14 protein-coding genes are annotated in these 14,493 nt (G+C 56.6%); 10 read left to right on the top strand and 4 right to left on the bottom strand.

Annotated features, from left to right (window positions below; genetic code table 11):
* Positions 1-79 precede the first annotated feature (79 nt).
* Entirely contained in the window at positions 80-877 is a 798-nt protein-coding gene (locus FWJ25_RS01580; RefSeq protein ID WP_149598491.1) for a GntR family transcriptional regulator, read from the bottom strand.
* A 136-nt stretch (positions 878-1,013) separates the two neighbouring features.
* Between FWJ25_RS01580 and FWJ25_RS01575 the strand changes: the two genes are divergently transcribed.
* From FWJ25_RS01575 to FWJ25_RS01550, 6 genes are all read left to right on the top strand, one after another.
* Positions 1,014-1,574: a nuclear transport factor 2 family protein gene (locus FWJ25_RS01575; protein ID WP_149598490.1), complete on the top strand. Its 561-nt coding sequence runs from the start codon at positions 1,014-1,016 to the stop codon at positions 1,572-1,574.
* A 94-nt stretch (positions 1,575-1,668) separates the two neighbouring features.
* Positions 1,669-2,553, top strand: coding sequence for an isocitrate lyase/PEP mutase family protein (locus FWJ25_RS01570; RefSeq protein ID WP_246166627.1), 885 nt, complete (start codon positions 1,669-1,671; stop codon positions 2,551-2,553).
* 31 nt (positions 2,554-2,584) lie between these two features.
* Complete coding sequence (locus FWJ25_RS01565) at positions 2,585-3,262, top strand: isochorismatase family protein (RefSeq protein WP_149598488.1); 678 nt, start codon at positions 2,585-2,587, stop codon at positions 3,260-3,262.
* Between the two features lie 79 nt (positions 3,263-3,341).
* Complete coding sequence (locus tag FWJ25_RS01560; RefSeq protein ID WP_149598487.1) at positions 3,342-4,286, top strand: polysaccharide deacetylase family protein; 945 nt, start codon at positions 3,342-3,344, stop codon at positions 4,284-4,286.
* Entirely contained in the window at positions 4,283-5,218 is a 936-nt protein-coding gene (locus tag FWJ25_RS01555) for a polysaccharide deacetylase family protein (protein ID WP_149598486.1), read from the top strand. The genes FWJ25_RS01560 and FWJ25_RS01555 overlap by 4 nt, the downstream gene beginning before the upstream one ends.
* 3 nt (positions 5,219-5,221) lie before the next feature.
* Positions 5,222-6,637, top strand: coding sequence for an FAD-dependent oxidoreductase (locus FWJ25_RS01550; protein WP_149598485.1), 1,416 nt, complete (start codon positions 5,222-5,224; stop codon positions 6,635-6,637).
* 7 nt (positions 6,638-6,644) lie between these two features.
* Here the strand turns inward: FWJ25_RS01550 and FWJ25_RS01545 are convergent, their stop codons facing one another.
* The gene (locus FWJ25_RS01545; protein WP_149598484.1) at positions 6,645-7,400 is read right to left on the bottom strand and encodes a ParA family protein; all 756 of its coding nucleotides are present in this window, start codon (positions 7,398-7,400) and stop codon (positions 6,645-6,647) included.
* A 169-nt stretch (positions 7,401-7,569) separates the two neighbouring features.
* On the opposite strand from FWJ25_RS01545, the gene FWJ25_RS01540 reads away from it, so the two are divergent.
* Positions 7,570-9,147, top strand: coding sequence for a beta-helix domain-containing protein (locus FWJ25_RS01540; protein WP_149598483.1), 1,578 nt, complete (start codon positions 7,570-7,572; stop codon positions 9,145-9,147).
* 111 nt (positions 9,148-9,258) lie between these two features.
* Positions 9,259-9,879, top strand: a complete 621-nt coding sequence (gene rhtB / locus FWJ25_RS01535; RefSeq protein ID WP_149598482.1) for a homoserine/homoserine lactone efflux protein — start codon at positions 9,259-9,261, stop codon at positions 9,877-9,879.
* A gap of 12 nt (positions 9,880-9,891) precedes the next feature.
* On the opposite strand, the gene FWJ25_RS01530 is transcribed toward rhtB, so the two are convergent.
* A complete protein-coding gene (locus tag FWJ25_RS01530; RefSeq protein WP_246166626.1) occupies positions 9,892-10,317 on the bottom strand; it encodes a DUF4124 domain-containing protein in 426 nt (141 codons plus the stop codon).
* A 191-nt stretch (positions 10,318-10,508) separates the two neighbouring features.
* Here FWJ25_RS01530 and FWJ25_RS01525 point away from each other — a divergent pair, with 191 nt between their 5' ends.
* Both FWJ25_RS01525 and FWJ25_RS01520 read left to right on the top strand, forming a co-directional pair.
* Complete coding sequence (locus FWJ25_RS01525) at positions 10,509-12,260, top strand: SDR family oxidoreductase (RefSeq protein ID WP_149598480.1); 1,752 nt, start codon at positions 10,509-10,511, stop codon at positions 12,258-12,260.
* A gap of 19 nt (positions 12,261-12,279) precedes the next feature.
* Complete coding sequence (locus FWJ25_RS01520) at positions 12,280-13,203, top strand: metal-dependent hydrolase (RefSeq protein WP_149598479.1); 924 nt, start codon at positions 12,280-12,282, stop codon at positions 13,201-13,203.
* An 81-nt stretch (positions 13,204-13,284) separates the two neighbouring features.
* Here the strand turns inward: FWJ25_RS01520 and glcF are convergent, their stop codons facing one another.
* Positions 13,285-14,493, bottom strand: a complete 1,209-nt coding sequence (glcF, locus tag FWJ25_RS01515) for a glycolate oxidase subunit GlcF (RefSeq protein WP_149598478.1) — start codon at positions 14,491-14,493, stop codon at positions 13,285-13,287.

Here is a 14,493-nt window from a genome sequence, read left to right as displayed (position 1 = left end):
ATTTCTTAAATGTATTATTTACGATACATATGAAGGTATACCACCCGTTTTAGCGATGTCAACACTTGTAATGCTGACATCACCCTCGCTGAGGAGGCTGAGTCACCGGCTGCCAGTAGCGCTCCTTCTCAGTACCAGCGCGGTTGAGATCGATTTCTATGCGGTAACGATCCGGCCGATAAAGCGCATGCAAATATTCCACGCCTTGCCCGTCCTGATCGAAAACCACACGGGTCAGCGAGATGAGCGGCGACCCCACCGCCACGTCCAGAGCGTCAGCAACCTCCTTGGTTGCCAGAATGGCCGAAATACTCTGGGTTGCATGATCCACGTGCACACCACTGCGCTCCAGGAGCTCAAACAAGGGCGTAGTCGCCAGATCCGCTTCGCCATAATTCGACGCGATACGCTCGGGAACGTGGGTTGTGAGATAGGAAAATGGCTTGTCTTCTGCAAGACGTACCCGGACAGAGCGCTGAGTCCGCTCATCTTCCGCCATCTTGAGTCGTTCACGAATGGTGTCGGACGGGTAGCTATAACCGAACTCCATCAGCCGCACCCGGGAACGCTCACTCATCTTGAGCATGTTCGGCAAAAGACTGGAGACACTTGCTGTCATGACAGTGGCACCCACTGGCCTCTCGCAGACCAGAGTTCCCACCCCCGGCTGCCGGGAAATAAGACCTTCCTCGGTAAGTGCTTCAAGCGCTCGCCGTACCGTCACCCGGGACACCCGGTGCTCCTCCGCCAGCTTGAGCTCGCCCGGAATTTTGGTTCCCGGAGCCATCCGGCCGCTGACAATCGCATCTTTCAACAAAAGGAAGAGTTGTTGCGACTTGGTACCACCAGGTCCATTGGCGGAAACAGATGTAGCCATTAGGTTGCCTCTCAGTTAACGGAGCCACCACTACTTGACAGCCCACGGATATAGAACATATAAATGTATTATGAATAGTACAGATCAATAATCAAGCGGCAGCCAACAATCGCGCCCACAAGGAGAAGGATCCGTCATGCCGATGTTACAGGTCAATCTGTTGAAAGGTTATACCCCAGAGACCAAAAAGCGGCTGATGAGTTCGCTGACCGCTGTCATTCGTGGCATTACCCGGGCCAAACCCGACGCCATCTCCGTTTGGATCCGGGAAGCCGGAAATGACGAGTACAGCCGGGGCGGAGTTTCCCGCCAACCCGGTATCGCGGCCCAGGACCCCGAAATTCTGGTCAAAACCTATCTCGATGCCATGGAGCAACGGGATCTGGCAAGTGCCAAAAGCCATCTGGCCGATGGCTTTGTGATGACCTTTCCCGGTAGTGGCGAGCTGACATCACTTGAACAACTTGTAGCGTGGGCCAGTGGCCGCTACCGATTTGTAAACAAAACCATCTCTTCGACTGACGTCGCGTACGGAATGGACCGCATCGTTGTTGTTGTCAACGGCACCCTGTCCGGCGAGTGGCCGGATGGTCGTCCCTTTGAAGGTGTCCGGTTTATTGATCGGTTCGAGGTGGAGAATGACCGGCTCATCAGACAGGACGTCTGGAATGACCTGGCAAACGCCGGATTGGAATAGTCAGCCTGACAGTACTCACATACAGACACTAAACCCAAATAAAAGCAGTGCGACCCCGCCCTGCCAATTTCCGAAAATCGTAATGGATATCGCTATGACCGCAGCACCAAAAGCCAGCCTGAAAGACAGACTCCACAGTTCCAACATTGTGGTTGCCCCCGGAGTTTACGATGCGCTCAGCGCCTCCCTGGCCGAACAGGCCGGCTTCGATACCGTGTACCTGTCAGGAGCCAGTCTCGCCTACACCAAGCTCGGTCGTCCGGACATCGGGTTGATGAGTCTGACTGAAGTAACCGATTCATTGGCCCATATTCGTGAGCGCAGTGATATTTCGATCGTGGTGGATTGCGATACCGGTTTTGGTAATGCCATCAATGTGATGCGCAGTGTTCGACTGATGGAGCGTTCCGGCGCCAACGCGATTCAACTGGAAGACCAGACCTACCCGAAGCGTTGCGGCCACTTGCGCGGCAAAACACTGGTCAGCCAGGGTGAAATGGTCGGTAAACTGAAAGCAGCCCTGGATGCCCGGGACAGTGACGAAACACTGATAATCGGACGCACTGACGCCATCGCCAGCGAGGGTATCGACGGCGCCATGGAACGGGCAAACGCGTATTACGAGGCCGGCGCCGACATGCTATTTGTTGAGGGCATTCGCTCCGCTGATCAGGTAGAGCGGGTAATGAGCCAGTTCAAGGGCCGTATCCCTGTCATGGCCAACATGGTAGAAGGCGGCGATACCCCACTTCAGGACGCGGAAACCCTCAAGTCACTGGGTTTCTCCCTGGTCATTTTCCCCGGCGCACTGGTGCGGGCATTTACCTTCATGGCTTCCCAGTTCTTCGAGACACTGAAGGCAGACGGCACCACTGACAACTTCCGGGACCGGATGCTCGACTTCAAGCAGCTGAATGACTACCTGGGCACCCAGACAATGCTGGAACAGGGTCTACAGTACGAAGACAGCACCCGCTAAAACAACCGACACCGACTTTGAGAGGCACACGATGATTACCAGCGACAAAACTGCACGAGAAATCTTCCAGGACGTAATGGCCAACCCGCAACGCGTCCCTTTCGGCTTCGGTAAAAAGGCCGTATTGGTAAACGTTGATCCGCAGAAAGCCTATACCCGAACGGATCTGTACAAAACCGCCTACGAAACCGACCCGCGTCAGCTCGAATACACCAATGAGCTGGCCAAGCGTTTCCGCAAGCTGGGCTGGCCGGTTGTTTGGACCCACGTAGCGTTTCTGGACTCCGCAGAAGACGCCGGCGTCTGGGGCACCCGCACCGATACTCCGGACTCCCTGCAGAACATCAAATACGGCTCGGATCGGGCTGCTTTCGATGAGCGAGTGGAAATCGACGAAAGCCGCGACGTGATCTACACCAAGCGTATGCCTTCAGCATTCTTCGAAACCCCGCTGCAGTCCCTGCTGGTATGGCACCAGGTCGACACCGTCATCATTACCGGCGGTTCCACCTCCGGCTGCATCCGTGCAACAGCGGTAGAAAGCCTGTCACGCGGCTACCGGACCATTGTTCCGGAAGAATGTGTTTCCGACAAACACGAAAGCTACCACTACGCCAACCTGACCGACCTGCATCTGAAATACGCCGACGTACTAAAGGTCCAGAACGTTCTGGACTGGCTCGACGAGCAGGCCAAAGAACAGGCCTGAAGGCCAGATCAGCCCAATGGGAGGTGAGGGGCCCGGCCCCTCGCCAACACTCCCCGGACTCACCGAAAGGCGGAAGGTTATGAAAGAAAGTCTCGGCGTTTACGACTACTGGCCCTATAAGGACCGCCCCAAAATCGAATGGCCTAACGGCGCCAAAGTCGCCTTCTGGGTCGCCCCGAATATTGAGTACTACGAGCTGGATCCACCAGCGAACCCCCATCGCGCCGCCTGGCCGCAACCAAGCCCGGCTCTGCCCGGATATGGCATTCGCGACTATGGCAACCGGGTCGGTCATCGCCGTCAGATGGCTCTGCTCGACAAATATGGCATTCGCGGCTCTGTTTCGCTGTCTGTTGCCATGTGCGAACACCATCCCGAGATCATCGAGATGTGCCAGGAGCGGAACTGGGAACTGTTCAGCCACGGCATCTATAACACCCGTTACACCTATGGTCTGAGTGAAGAGCAGGAACGGGCGATGATCCGGGATTCCATCGAAACCATCTATCGCCATACCGGACAAAAGTGTGCCGGCTACCTGGCTCCGGCTCTTTCCCACTCTGAGCGCACTCTGGATCTGTTTGCAGAAGTCGGAACCGAGCTGTTTGGCGACGAAGCAGGCATCTATACGTGCGACCTGTTCCATGACGACCAGCCCACCCCGGTTTCCGTTCGTAGCGGCAAGCGGTTTATTTCTATTCCTTACTCACTGGAAATGAACGACACCATTGTCTACGCGGTGAACAAGGTAGAGCCCCGCCATTACGGCGAGATTCTCAAGCGCCACTTCGACCGCCTCTACGAAGAGGGTTCAGAATCCGGAACCGTGATGTGCATCCCGACCCACAACTACCAGGTCAGTTGCCCTCACCGTATCAAGGCCTATGAGGAAGTTCTGGAATATATCACCGGACACAGCGATGTCTGGGTGACAACCGGCCGGGAAATTGCCGACTACTACCTTGAGAACTACTACGACGCGGCCCTGGCTGACATCGAGAGCAAGAAGAGGAGCGCGAAATGAGCCTCGACAAAGAATTTCTGGAATACCCCTGGCGCTCCTACGGTTATGACCACGAACGCTACGACTGGTCGATGCTGGAAGACCGCGCGCCGGTAACCTGGCCTGACGGCAAGAAGCTTGCGGTATGGATCAACACCTCACTTGAGTTCTACCCACTGAACCAGAGGGGCGTTCCGTTCAAGGTACCCAACGGCATGAAGATGCCCTACCCAGACCTGCGTCACTTTACGCTGCGGGACTACGGAAACCGTGTCGGCATCTATCGCTGCCTCAAGGCGTTTGAGCGTTTCGGCGTTCGTCCCACGTTCGCCATCAACACGCAGTTGGCACAGGAAACACCTTACCTTCTTGAACAGCTGAAGGCCTTTGATGGCGAAATCCTTTGCCACGGCTGGAACATGGATCACCTCCACTACGGTGGTCAGGATGAGCAGGAAGAAGCCGAGTTGGTCAAACGCTCTGTGGATACCCTGCGTGAACTGAGCGGACAGCCGGTGCGCGGCTGGCTCAGCCCTGCCAAGAATCAGAGCTGGAATACGCCTGACCTGCTGGCAGCCAACGGCATCGAATACTGCTGTGACTGGGTCAACGACGATATGCCCTATGAGTTCAAAACCAGCAATGGCCCGTTGACCATCATGCCGCTGTCTACCGAACTGGAAGATCAGTTCATTATTGGCCAGAACCTGCATTCGGAAGACTCCTGGGTTGAGCAGGTGAAGGATGCCTTCGATTACCTGCTGGAAGAAGCCCGGGCTCAGGGCGGCCGCATGCTGGCTCTGAATATCCACCCCTGGCTGATTGGACAGCCACATCGTATCAGCAGCCTCGAAGCGGTACTGGATTACGTGACAGGCCACGACGATGTCTGGCAGGCCACAGCCTCCGAGATCCTCGACGTATTCGCCAAGCAGGCCGGGAAAGAGGTCTGAGACATGGCAACGGTCAGGAAAGACGGCAGCGCGATCACCTTTGACTACACCATTCCTCTGGTCATCATCGGTGGTGGTGCCTGCGGCCTGGTGGCGGGTCTTGCTGCCCGATCACTAGGCATTGATGCTGCGGTACTGGAACGGGATGCGACGCCTCGCGGCAGCACCTTCATGTCGTCCGGATTTGTCCCGGCCTCTGGCACCCGTTTTCAGAGGGCGGCCGGAGTCGAGGACTCTCCGGCCATCATGGCCCACGACATTCAGGGCAAGAACCATCAGGAGGCTGACCCCGCCATTGTTAAACGTCTGGCCGAGGCCTCCGGTGAGGTCATTGAATGGCTGGCCGATGAACACGCCATCCCGTTCGAACTGGTCGAGGGCTTCCTTTACCCCGGACACAGCCGGATGCGTATGCACTGCACTCCCCGGCGTACCGGCGAGGAGCTGATGTCCTGTTTACTCAATGCCGCCGAGCAGGCTGAACTGCCGGTGCTGACGGAGGCCGCGGTCACCACTCTCCATGTGGACGATGACGACCGCATTTGCGGGCTGTCCTATAAACGTCCGGATGGTGCCGAAGAACAGCTCGGCTGCGAGGCACTGATCCTTGCCTGCAACGGCTTCGGTGGCAACCCTGAGCTGCTTGAGCGCTTCATTCCCCACATGAAGGATGCGCTCTACTTCGGCCACGAAGGCAATCTGGGAGAGGCTGTACTCTGGGGTGAAGCTCTGGGCGCCAACCTCAGAGACATGGGTTCCTATCAGGGACACGGTTCTCTGGCCTGGCCACACCAGACCCTCATCTCCTGGGCGGTGATGATGCAGGGCGGAGTCCAGCTGAACCGCGACGGCCAGCGCTTTTCCAATGAGCATGGCGGCTACTCAGAGCAGGCGGCCAAGGTTCTGGAACAGCCCGAAGGTATCGCATTCAACATCTTCGACAAGCGCATCCATGACGACGCGCTGAAGTTTGAGGATTACCGGAATGCGTTCAACGCGGGCGCGGTGAAAACGTTCGACTCGCTGGAAGAACTTGCAGAGGGTCTGGGTATGCCACTGCAGAACCTTCAGGACACCTTCAGGGAAATCAACACCCTTCAGGAAAGTGGAGACAGCGACCGCTTTGGCCGCAGCTTTGCGCCGGAACTTCAACTGCAGGCGCCGCCGTACCACGTTATCCGAGTAACCGGTGCACTGTTTCATACTCAGGGAGGCCTGGAGATTTCTCCCGAGGGACAGGTACTGAACCTGGAAGGTAAACCACTCCCGAATCTCTACGCCGCGGGAGGCGCCGCCCGAGGCGTTTCTGGCGCAGGAGACAGTGGTTACATGTCAGGAAACGGGCTGCTCAGTGCGGTTGTAATGGGAGCCATCGCCGGCCGCACAGCTTCCGCCGCGGTTAGCAAAGCCAGCCAGTGACCCGAGGTCAGGAACGGGCGATCCCCAGATCCTGACCGACTTCTTTCCACATCTGACGGTACATTGCCGCTGCCGGGCTCCGCGGAGCCAGGACTTCCAGCGGCATCCCTTCTTCCCCCATCCGTTCAACAACACTGGCATAGGGTATCGCTGCCTCGATGGCGTTTTTCAGCAGCTCATCACGGCGATCCATAATTTCCTTGTGCAGATTCTTCCGGCGATCGACCATGGAAAAGAAAGGTCTCAGCTTTTTCGTGCCCAGCTTTTTATCCTTCATGAAATCCCAGAGTTGGTTCCAGCTGTTCAGTGAAAGCCAGGTAGGTACAACAGGAACGTAAACCCGGTCTGCAACCTCCAACACCTGTTCCGTCAAACGGGACAACGTCGGCGGACAATCAAGAACCACAAGCCCGGTATCCTCAGACAGGGGCGCCAGCATCTGCCGCAGAGTATTGGAACCTTCTTCCTGCTCCAGTTTGATATCAAAGTTCCGGAAGCTCGAATGGGCGGGGATAAAGTCCAGTCCGGGATAAACCTCCTCATGGATGAACTTCGCAATCGGTGCCTTGCCTTCCATCAGTTTCGACAGTTTTTTGCCCTTGACCACTTCGGCCCCGGACAGATAGAAGCTGGCCGCCCCTTGTGGGTCCAGATCCCACAACAGGGTTTTACACCGGCTCTGACTCGCCAGATACGCCGTGTTTACAGAAGCGGCGGTTTTTCCCACGCCACCTTTGGGACTGTAAAACGCGATGGTTCTCATACGATATAGGACTCCGGAGCAACAAGAGGACACGCACACAACATTGCCGGCAATCCTACCAGACCAATGTTACAGCTTGATGAACTGCCTTGAAAATCAACAGCTTTCACATATTCGTCACAGTCGGTCTGTAGGCTCTGCTTTCCATTCACCAGGAGAGCTGTACCCCATGTCTGGAGATTCCTCCCTACTCGTTGAGAAACTGTGGCGACTCAAACGCCGCATCGACAAAGGCGCATGCCCTGGCGTCGAATTTGTTCACCTTAATACACTGTTGCGCGAACCGGGATATCGGGCGGATGTTTTGCGACGCGTAGAGCAAAGTGGCACGGAAGAACTTAAAGCCCTGGCCAGGGAGATTCAGGCAAACGACACCGGCCAACCTCTGATGGCTGACAGTTCAACCACCCGGATAACCACACCCGCCGAAGATACCCGCAAAAAGTCAGGCTGGCTGCGCAGACGCGGCCTCATACTTGTGCCAGCACTCGCCATCGGCGCGGTCGCGGCAGGCTTTACGGCATTCGAAAACCGGGCCGTCCGGATCGATACGGATATCAGTCACGATACCATTTGGGAAACCGGCAGGCGCTATATCCTGGAAAAAACCGTCTACGTGGAGAATGCCAACCTGACCATCGAGCCCGGCGTCACGATTGAGGGAAAAAATGGTTCAGCGCTGGTCGTAACCTCTACCGCGAAACTCTTCGCCCGCGGCAAAGCGGACAGCCCCATTGTATTTACCAGCGCACTCAGCGAAGGCAAACGCGCCCGCGGTGACTGGGGAGGTGTTGTGTTGCTGGGCCGGGCCCCGGTCAACGAAGCGGAAGCCGCTATCGAAGGCCTGCCTCCCGGGGAAACCCGAGGAGTATTTGGCGGAAGCGACACTGACTATTCCTGCGGCGTGATCGAATACACACGTATCGAGTTCGCTGGTTTCGAAGTCTACAAAGACAACGAACTGAATGGACTGACCCTCGGTGGGTGCGGCAAAAACACCATTGTACGGAATGTGCAGGTACACCGTTCACTGGATGATGGTATCGAAATGTTCGGCGGCAATGTGGACCTCCAGAACATCGTTATCTCCGGCGCAGGCGATGACAGCATCGACTGGGACTGGGGCTGGACCGGGCGGGTTCAGTTTGCAGTTATCCAGCAACACCCGGATGCCGGCGACAACGCTTTTGAGGGCGACAACAACGGCGGCAATCACGAAGCGACACCTCGCTCAGAGCCTACGTTCTATAACATTACACTGGTAGGCGCCGGCAACTCCCAGAAGAAACATCGAGGTATGATCGTTCGCGAAGGCTCCGGTGGCCATTTCCACAACATGCTGATCGACAGTTATGGTATCGAGGCATTGGATACCCGGGACGATGCGTTGTCACTAGTCAACCGGAACCTGCTGACCTTCAGCAACAACCTCATGGCCAACCTTGGCCACCTGGGTCAGGTTGCATCTGAAACCAGCGAAAATGATGACGATTTCGGATTTGATGAACAGGCCTGGATGGCCGCCCCCGGAAACAACAACGTGTTCCGGGTCGATACCGCCTTGTTCCCGAACGCCAAGGATCTGGTCAACCCCAACTTCATGCCTCGCATCCAGCTTCGACAGATGAATGCTACCCGTCCGCCACAGAGCGAATTCTTTGATGAATCCGCGAACTTTGTTGGCGCTGTCAGCCCGGTTTCCGGCAGCAGTTGGCTGGATGGCTGGACCGACTTCCCGGAATCCTGATCCAGAGGCGTTCAATCCACCGTCACCGCCAGGGAAGGCGTGTGCAGTCAGTCCCGGGCATGGTAAATTACAGTTCTTCCCCGAACACATTCCATCGATAGAGCTGAGTCCATGTCCCTGACCCTCTGGCTGACTTTCCTCGTTGCTTCCGTACTTATCAGCGTGTCGCCCGGTGCCGGCGCCATTAACACCATGAGCAATGGTATGCGCTTCGGTGTGCGACGATCGCTGCCTGCCATCCTCGGCCTGCAACTGGGGTACGGTGCCCAGATTCTATTGGTTGGTGCAGGGCTCGGAGCCCTTGTCGCGTCGTCCTCAACCGCACTGACTCTGATCAAGTGGCTGGGCGTTGCCTACCTGATCTGGCTGGGCATTTCAAAATGGCGTGAGCCGGTGATGGAAACCATGGCAGAAGATCACTCGGCGGTGAGCAGCCACAAGCAGTTCTGGAACGCAGCCTTCGTGAACCTGACCAACCCGAAGGCTACGGTCTTTCTGGTCGCCCTGTTTCCGCAGTTCCTCGTGGCAGGCGCCCCACACACGCCTCAACTCGTCACCATGGGGTCAACGCTGATTGTGGTCGATTGCCTGGTAATGCTGGGGTATGCGTTGCTGGCCAGCCAGCTGTTCAGGTTCATGACCACTCCCGCCCGGCAAAGACAAATGAACCGGGTGTTCGGCAGCCTCTTTGTTGTTGCTGCCATGGTTCTGGCCAGCTTCAAACGGGCTTGATGAAACTCCGGGTTAGCCCAGAATACACTCCCTGCTCATTTTCTGGCTGACGACCCGGCGTCGCTGCCTCAGGGAATTTCCCCGATCATTACTGTATCCGCCACGTAACTGAGACTGAATGGTCTCCAGCTGCTGCCGGTAGCGATCGCAGGTTTTCTCATGTTTTGCCCTTTCCCTCGCCCGGGCCTTGGCAGATGTTTTGACCGGGCGATCAGAATTTGACAGAACATTCTGCACATCGTTTCTGATCTCAGACACTCGCCGCCCCTGCTTCAGGTTTTCTGACATAGGAACGGTGGCTACAGGCTGGATATCAACTTCGCGGTGAGGGGCTTTCGCAGGGGGATGATCAGAGAAGTGCGCTACCCCCTGATCATCAATCCAGGTATACACGCCGGCAAATACCGGAGAGGCACTCAACAGAATACAAAAAAACACTGCCAGACTCCTTGGCATAGACATCCACTCCCTGTGGTTTCAATAAGTTAGCCGGAAGTATACCTGAGTTCTTACCCCAATATTATTGATCCTGTCCCCAAAAGCCGCTCCCGCGACCCATTCCGCAAACAACGCTGAACACCGTCGCTGATAGCCTGAAGCTTACCAATCAGAGCAATCAGGGAACTTTTATGCAGAACACTCTCCGGGTGCCCAGCGGCGATACAACGCTCAACGTGATCACCTATGGCGATAATCGAAAAGTTCCCATCGTGTTGGTCCATGGCTATCCGGACAATCACACTGTTTGGCAACCCGTGGCCGAGCGCCTGGCCGAAAAGCACTTTGTCATTACCTACGACGTTCGTGGTGCAGGGGAATCCAGCGCGCCAAAAAAGCAGGCTGACTATCGCATACAACAGCTCTCTGATGACCTCCGCGCAGTGGTCGATGTGATAATTCCAGGCAAACCCTTTCACCTGGCTGGACACGACTGGGGCTCCATACAGAGCTGGGAGTCAGTGACAGCGGGCCCTTTGCAACAGCGTATTCTGTCCTACACCACCATTTCCGGCCCCTGCCTGGATCACATGGGTTACTGGTTACGAAACAAAACACTGAACCTGTCCGCCAGCGCCAAGGCCGAGGTGCTCAAACAACTCTTCAGCTCCTGGTACATCGGATTTTTCCATTTACCGGTTCTCGCACCAGTCGCCTGGCAGGGGGGACTGGACAAACTGTGGCCCCGTTATCTGAAGCTCCGCGAAAAGGTGGCGGAATCCACACCCAATCCAACCCAGGAGAAAGACGGCCGCAACGGTGTTCAGCTATACCGTGCAAACTTCCGCCACAAACTGCTGAACCCTGAGCCGCGCCCGGCGCATTGCCCTGTCCAGCTGATCGTGCCAACCCGGGACAACTATGTCGGCGCCCACCTGTTCGATGGATTGCATGAATGGGTTCCACAGTTGTATCGCCGTGACATCAATGCCAATCACTGGGTTCCACTGAGCCATCCGGATCGCATAGCCCATTGGATAGGAGAATTCGTCACCGGAGTCGACAGTGGCAATATGCCGTCAGCACTGCAGCATGCACGGGTCCGACCCGAGCGTTTCGGGCTGCCTCTGACCGGTAAAACCGCTGTAATCACCGGAGCCGGTTCTGGCATTGGTCGCGCCACCGCCCTCAGGCTCGCCGGCCTGGGTGCCGACCTGGTGTGCGTCGACATCAATGAAGATGCAGCCAAAGATACGGCACGGGATGTTCGCGCCCTTGGAGCGGTTGCCTGGAGCAAACAGGTGGACGTTGGGTCTGCGGCAGCCATGCAAAAACTGGCCAGGTGGGTGGAGAAAGAACTTGGCTGCGCAGAGATCGTAGTGAACAACGCCGGGATAGGAATGGCTGGCGGCGTGCTGGACACGTCGAACCAGGACTGGGAACGCATCCTCAAGGTAAATCTCTGGGGCGTTATCCACGGCAGCCGTTTATTTGGCCAGCAAATGGTCGACGCCCACTGCGCCGGCCACATCATCAACGTCGCCTCTGCAGCCGCTTTTGCCCCCAACCGAAAACTCGCAGCCTATGCCACCAGCAAAGCCGCCGTACATATGCTCAGCGAATGCCTGCGGGCGGAGTTGGCCGAGTACGACATCGGGGTGACCTCGGTATGCCCGGGCTTTGTCGCTACCGGTATAGCACAAAATACCGTCTATGCTGGCCTCAGCGACGAGGAACAGGCGGAAAAACGGGCCAAAGCCGACAGCCTGTACAAGCGTCACGCGACATTCACTCCCGAGGATGTCGCCGAACGAATCTGCCAATCGATACTCCATAACCCCGCGATCAGCCTGGTCGGCCCCGAAGCCCTCGCTACCCGTATCGTCAGCCGATTCGCGCCCACTGTATCGCGTATGGTCGCGCGTCTTGATATCACACCTTAAAGCTAAGGAGCTGTCCGATATGAACGGTACTAAACGCCCCCCGTTACGGGCTCGCCGGGTTCAGTTTGATCTCCAGAAGACTCCACTGCACTGGCTCAGGGACGATCCGTTTTCCACTCATGTTATCAATGGCATCCATTTGCTGTTGCCGGAGGGAGAACTCTGGTTCTGCAGGGTGTACAACAAGGCCCTTCCATTGGTTACGGATGAGGTGCTACGTGCGGACGTGGAAGGATTTATCCGTCAGGAGGCGACCCACTCCCGAGTACACAGCAAGGCCCAGATCTACCTGCAGGAGCACGGACTGGAACTGGATGACTTTCTCAGGCAAGTAGACTGGCTTTTCAAATCCCTGCTGGGAGAACAGCCATTCGGTATTCCGGCTCTGCACCGAAAATCGCTGGAAAAGCCCTGGTTAGTGCTTCGAGTCGGCGTGATCGCGGCGATCGAGCATTTCACCGGGGTACTTGGCCAGTGGGCGATGGACAATACCTCATGGGAGGAAGATGGAGATCCTGCCATGGTAGACCTGTTCAAGTGGCACCTGGCGGAAGAAGTCGAGCACCGCACCGTGGCCTACGACCTTTTTGAACACCTTTGCCAGACCCAACTGGGCTTCTATATCAGTCGGCAGGCTCTGATGGCCCTGGTCTTCCCTCTGATCGTCTATTACATCTCGGAAGGCGGCAGAACCCTGATGCGCCAAGACCCAACCCCGGAAGTACGGAAGATGGGGCGACAATGGCTACCGGCTATCTTGAACCAGTTGCAAGTGACCGGAAAGAGAACCCGAAATGTCCCCACGTTTACATTCCTGGTCGAAGCCACCTTGCGCTGGGCCTCTCCGGATTTCCACCCCATAAACGAGGGCAATACGGAACAGGCACTCGCCTACCTGGCTCAATCCCCCGCCGCGCGAGCTGCCAGCCAACTGCCAAGTTGACCGCAAAGAGGTTCAGTCACTGTCATAAAAAAGGGCCAGGGGGTAATACCCACCTGGCCCTTCTTTTTTCAGGATGCGCCGTTACTGGTCAAGCAATTCGATCCAGTGCTGGACCGGAACCGGAGACTTGGTTTCCAGGTGCATCTGGCAACCGATGTTTGCCGTTACGATGCGATCTGGTTTGTCCATGGTCAGCGCTTCAAGTTTGTTACTCAGAAGTTTCTGACTCAGCTCTGGCTGAAGCACGGAGTAGGTACCGGCGGAACCGCAGCACAGATGCTTGTCTTTGGTCTGGGCCAGATTGACGCCCGCCTTGGTCAGTACCTGCTCAACCACACCACTTTGTTTCATCGCGTGCTGCAGTGTGCACGGGCAGTGGAAAGCCACTTTGCCCTGCGTCTTGTTCAGGTTGAGCTTTTCCAGATCCTGCTTCAGCAGGAACGCACCAATGTCGGTACACAGCTCACTCACCTTCCGGGCCTTCTCTGCATAGACAGGATCGTCTTTAAGCAGGTGCCCATAATCCTGAACCATCGCGCCACAGCCTGACGCAGTCATGATGAGGGCCTCGGCACCGGCTTCAATGGCAGGCCACCAGGCATCAATATTCTGGCGCATCCGCTCCAGGCCTTTTTCATGCTCGGACAGATGATAGTTCACTGCACCACAACATCCGGCTTCCGGAGCTTCGACCATAGTGATGCCAAGTTTGTCCAGTACCCGGGCCGCTGCCGCATTGGTATTCGGCGTCGCAGATGGCTGAACGCAGCCAGCCAGTGCCAGCACAATGCGGTTGTGGCTGGCCGCAGGCCATGGACTGGCCTGTTTCCTGGGCGGTACTTTGGTACGGAGCTTGCCAGGCAGAACCGGACGGAAAAACTGCCCGAGGCGAAGCAGAAGTCCAAACAGCTGGCGGTTCGGCAGTACCCGGGCCAGAGCCCAGCGCATCCATTTGTCTTTCGGCTCGCGGGGCACTTCACGTTCAATCAGCTCACGGCTGATATCCACGAGACGCCCGTATTTCACACCGGAAGGGCAAGTGGTTTCGCAGCTGCGACACGTTAGGCAGCGATCCAGGTGTTCCCTGGTTTTCTCGGTGACTTCCTCACCTTCAAGGAACATTTTCATCAGGTAGATACGACCACGGGGACCGTCCCGCTCGTCGTTCAGCTCCTGATAGGTGGGACAGGTCGCGGTACAGAACCCACAGTGGACGCATGCCCGGAGGATGGACTCTGCCTCCTGCCCCTCAGGGGTATTGGCAAATTGTTGAACCAGATTCGTTTGCAT

Origin of the sequence: Marinobacter salinexigens, from assembly GCF_008370345.1 — a bacterium.
GTDB classification, from domain to species: Bacteria; Pseudomonadota; Gammaproteobacteria; order Pseudomonadales; family Oleiphilaceae; genus Marinobacter; species Marinobacter salinexigens.
Note: the sequence above shows the minus strand (reverse complement) of the source record. Positions and strands in the feature narration are given on the sequence as shown.